At 62.0% G+C, this 3556-nt stretch carries 4 protein-coding genes; all 4 read left to right on the forward strand.

The window, feature by feature from the left end; all coding sequences use genetic code 11:
• The first annotated feature begins 171 nt into the window (after positions 1-171).
• The 4 genes from NW829_RS11875 to NW829_RS11890 all read left to right on the forward strand — a co-directional run bounded on the left by NW829_RS11875 (position 172) and on the right by NW829_RS11890 (position 3467).
• Positions 172-1095 carry a glycine betaine ABC transporter substrate-binding protein gene (locus tag NW829_RS11875; RefSeq protein WP_414417165.1) on the forward strand — a complete coding sequence of 308 codons (924 nt, stop codon included), beginning with the start codon at positions 172-174 and terminating at the stop codon, positions 1093-1095.
• 25 nt (positions 1096-1120) lie between these two features.
• A complete protein-coding gene (locus NW829_RS11880; RefSeq protein ID WP_414344040.1) occupies positions 1121-2089 on the forward strand; it encodes an ABC transporter ATP-binding protein in 969 nt (322 codons plus the stop codon).
• Entirely contained in the window at positions 2086-2703 is a 618-nt protein-coding gene (locus tag NW829_RS11885; RefSeq protein WP_414344038.1) for an ABC transporter permease, read from the forward strand. Before NW829_RS11880 ends, NW829_RS11885 begins: the two co-directional genes overlap by 4 nt.
• Before the next feature lie 83 nt (positions 2704-2786).
• A complete protein-coding gene (locus NW829_RS11890) occupies positions 2787-3467 on the forward strand; it encodes a sigma-70 family RNA polymerase sigma factor (protein WP_414417164.1) in 681 nt (226 codons plus the stop codon).
• Positions 3468-3556 lie beyond the last annotated feature (89 nt).

The raw sequence follows: 3556 nt of genomic DNA on the forward strand, positions 1-3556 counted from the left end.
AACCAACTTGCAGTGACCGTACTGGCGATCTCTACGGTTGGTTCTTGCAGTTACGGCTCAGGGAAAATAATGGTTTAATGGTGACTTAACAGTCGAAACTTCCTGGCCCAGGCCGGAACGCTCTCGGCAGGGCCTCTTGTCATTAGCCTGGGATCCCTTCTCCCCTTGCCTATGCTGAAAACCACTCGTCGCTTGGCTTTGCTGGCCCTGTCGGGGCTGGCAGCTCTTGTTCTCACTCCCCATCGCGCCAGCGGGACGGAGTCCTTAGGGGGCCTCGCCAAGCCCATTACCGTCGGCTCCAAGGACTTTACCGAGCAGTTTATTTTGGGGGAAATGTACGCCTTAGCCCTGGAGGCGGCAGGGTTCACGGTGGAGCGCAAGCTCAACCTGGGCGGAACACCGGTAGCCCATGCGGGCTTGTTGAGCGGCGAGATCGATCTCTACCCCGAGTACACCGGCACTGGCCTGCTGACAGTGCTCAAGTTGCCCAGCAGCGGCGACCCGGCAGAGGTGTACGCGACGGTGGCCCGCGAGTACGAGAGCCAGTTCCAACTGATTTGGCTGGATCCCGCCCCCCTGAACAACACCCAGGCCCTGGCCATGACCCGAACTAGAGCGGCTGAGCTGGGCATCGCCACCATCTCGGACATGGTGGCCAAAGCGGGCGAGCTGGTGATGATCGGGCCGCCGGAGTTTCAAGCCCGCGAGGATGGCCTACCCGGGATCCAAGCCGTCTACGGTAATTTCCGGCTCAAGGCCTACAAAGCAGTGGATCCCGGCCTCCGCTACCAGGGCTTGGTCAATGGGGAAGCGGATGTGGCAGTGGCCTTCGGCACCGATGGAGAAATTGCCGCCTTTGACCTGGTGCTGCTGGAGGATGACAAGCAGCTTTTCCCCCCCTACCAGGTGGCGCCGGTGGTGCGCAAGGATACCCTGGAGGCCAACCCCGGCATTGCCGCTGCTTTGAATGCCCTCTCCCCTCTGCTGACGGATGAGGTGATGCAGCGGTTGAACTACGAGGTGAGCGGCAACCGCAAAGAGCCGGCGGAGGTGGCCAGAACTTTCTTGGTGGAAGCCGGCATCCTGAAGAAATAATCTTGCCCTTGCACGAGGCCCTGAGGTGAGCACCGTTGAGTTCGAGCGGGTGTCGCTGCGCTTTCCCCACAGTTCCCAGCCGGCTGTGGAGGAGTGCAGTTTTTCCATAGAATCGGGCCAGTTGGTGGTCATCCTGGGGCCTTCTGGCTGCGGCAAAACCACCCTTCTGAAAATGGTGAATCGCCTACTGGATCCCACCCAGGGGCAGATTCGCTTGGACGGGCGGGATATCCGCCAGTTTCCCATCACGGCTCTGCGGCAGCGGATCGGCTATGTTATCCAGCAATCGGGGCTGTTTCCCCACATGACGGTGGCCCAGAATGTGGCGGTAGTGCCGCGACTTTTGGGGTGGCCGAAGGAGCGCATCCGCGAGCGGGTGGACGAGCTGCTCAGCTTGGTTAATTTGCCCCCCCACGAGTACCGCCACCGCTACCCTGCCCAACTGTCGGGTGGACAACAGCAGCGGGTGGGGCTGGCGCGGGCGCTGGCCGGGGATCCAGGGCTGCTGCTGATGGACGAGCCCTTTGGGGCCATCGACGCCATTACCCGCAGCAAGCTGCAAGAGGAGATCCTGCGCCTGCAACGGCAATTGAAAAAAACCATCCTGTTCGTCTCCCACGATGTGGAAGAGGCGCTGCGCCTGGCGGATCGCATTTTGGTGATGCAGAAGGGGCGGGTGGTGCAGTTCGACACTCCCTTTCGGCTGCTCACCCAGCCGGCTACTCCCTTTGTCAGGGAACTGCTGGGGGCAGATGACATGGTACGGCAGTTGAGTGTGCTGCGGGTGGAAACGGCGATGGCCGGGATCCCGCACAACCACAAAATCCAAGAGGGAGCGATGGTGAGGCCCCAGGCCACTTTGCGGCAAGCCTTGTCCCTGCTGTTGCGCACAGGGGCGGCAGCCCTGACGGTGTGGGAGGACGGGCGGGCCATCGGCGTTTTGACCTTGGATCACATTCGCAGCTTGGCCATGCTGGAGGGGGGATCCGCGTGAGCTATCTCCTCAACCACCCCGGCCTGATGTGGCAGCTCACCCAAGAGCATCTGGCGATGGTGGGGATGACCTTGGGCATGGCGGTGGTGCTGGCGGTGCCGCTGGCTCTGCTGGTTCACCACGTGCGCTGGTTGGCCCTGCCGGTCATGGGGATCCTCAGCATCCTGTACACAGTGCCCAGCCTGGCTTTGATCATTTTGTTGGTGCCCTGGCTTGGCCTCAATGCCCGCTCGGTGGTGGTGGCGATGGTGATCTACACGCAGGTGATCTTGGTGCGCCATTTTTGCGTGGGCCTGCGCTCGGTCGAGCCTGCCATCCTGGAAGCTGCCAAGGGCATGGGGATGAACCTCTGGCAACGGTGGTGGCAGGTGCAGGTGCCGCTCATGCTGCCCATTGTTTTGGCAGGGCTGCGGCTGGCGGCAATTGTGGCCATTGCCATTGCCACCGTGGGCGCCAAGTTTGGGGCAGGGGGACTGGGAACCCTGCTGTTCGATGGCATTGCCCAGGCCGGTCGCTACGACAAGATCTGGGCCGGATCCCTGGCGGTGGGATCCCTGGCCTTGCTGGTGAACACAGCCTTGCTCAGCCTGGAATGGGCGGCCCGTCGTGGCTGAGGGGGTAGACTTAAGGACTCCGTCCCGCTGGCGCGATCGGGCAGGTTTATCCTCTAGTTGTGTGGGGCGAAACTGGGTGTAGCATGGGTGAGCAACCAGGGACTCCGTCCCGCTGGCGTGAGCGGGTGAGAGATTGGTCATCCCGCGCCGATTGGGAGCTGATGGAAGCGCTCAAGGCGGGGCAACCTGCTGCTCTGGCTGCGCTCTACGATCGCTATGCCGGCTTGGTCTATGGGCTGGCCTTCAAGATCCTGGGCCACGTGGCCGAGGCAGAAGACCTGACTCAGGAGGTGTTTGTCGAGCTGTGGCGCAAGGTTGTCTGTGATCCAAGGACTCCGTCCGAGTCGCGCGAGCGGCGGGGATCCCTGAGCAGTTTTTTGTGCATCCTGACCCGCTCGCGGGCCATTGACCGTCTGCGTTCTCAGGGCAGCCACCAACTTCTTTTGAAACGCTGGCAGACCATTCTCAGCGCCGATCGCGTCAGCGGGACGGAGTCTTTTCGCGTCAGCGGGACGGAGTCCTTTAGCAAGACTCGGTTCCCTTTTGAGCAGGTTTCCATCGAGGAGCGGCGGCAAGCAGTGCAAGCGGCCCTCGGCCAACTGCCCGAAAGCCAGCGGCAGATCCTGGAGTTGCTCTATTACCAAGGGTTGAGCCAGGTGGACGTTGCTCGCCAATTGGGGATCCCGTTGGGGACGGTTAAGACCCGCTCTCGCCAAGCTCTCTGCAAATTGCGGGGATCCCTGCGCGCCCTTCTGGGTTTCTGAGGTTTGGAGTTGAGTTCTGGTGTCGGGATGGCCATGTCTGATCGCGTCAGCGGGACGGAGTCCTATCGCGTCAGCGGGACGGAGTCCTA

Origin of the sequence: Synechococcus sp. R55.8 (assembly GCF_047461895.1) — a bacterium.
Lineage (GTDB): Bacteria > Cyanobacteriota > Cyanobacteriia > Thermostichales > Thermostichaceae > Thermostichus.

Excerpts from the sequence above, each read along its gene's own strand:
- NW829_RS11875 (WP_414417165.1), top strand. The coding sequence starts at position 172 with ATGCTGAAAACCACTCGTCGCTTGGCTTTGCTGGCCCTGTCGGGGCTG.
- NW829_RS11890 (WP_414417164.1), top strand. The coding sequence starts at position 2,787 with ATGGGTGAGCAACCAGGGACTCCGTCCCGCTGGCGTGAGCGGGTGAGA.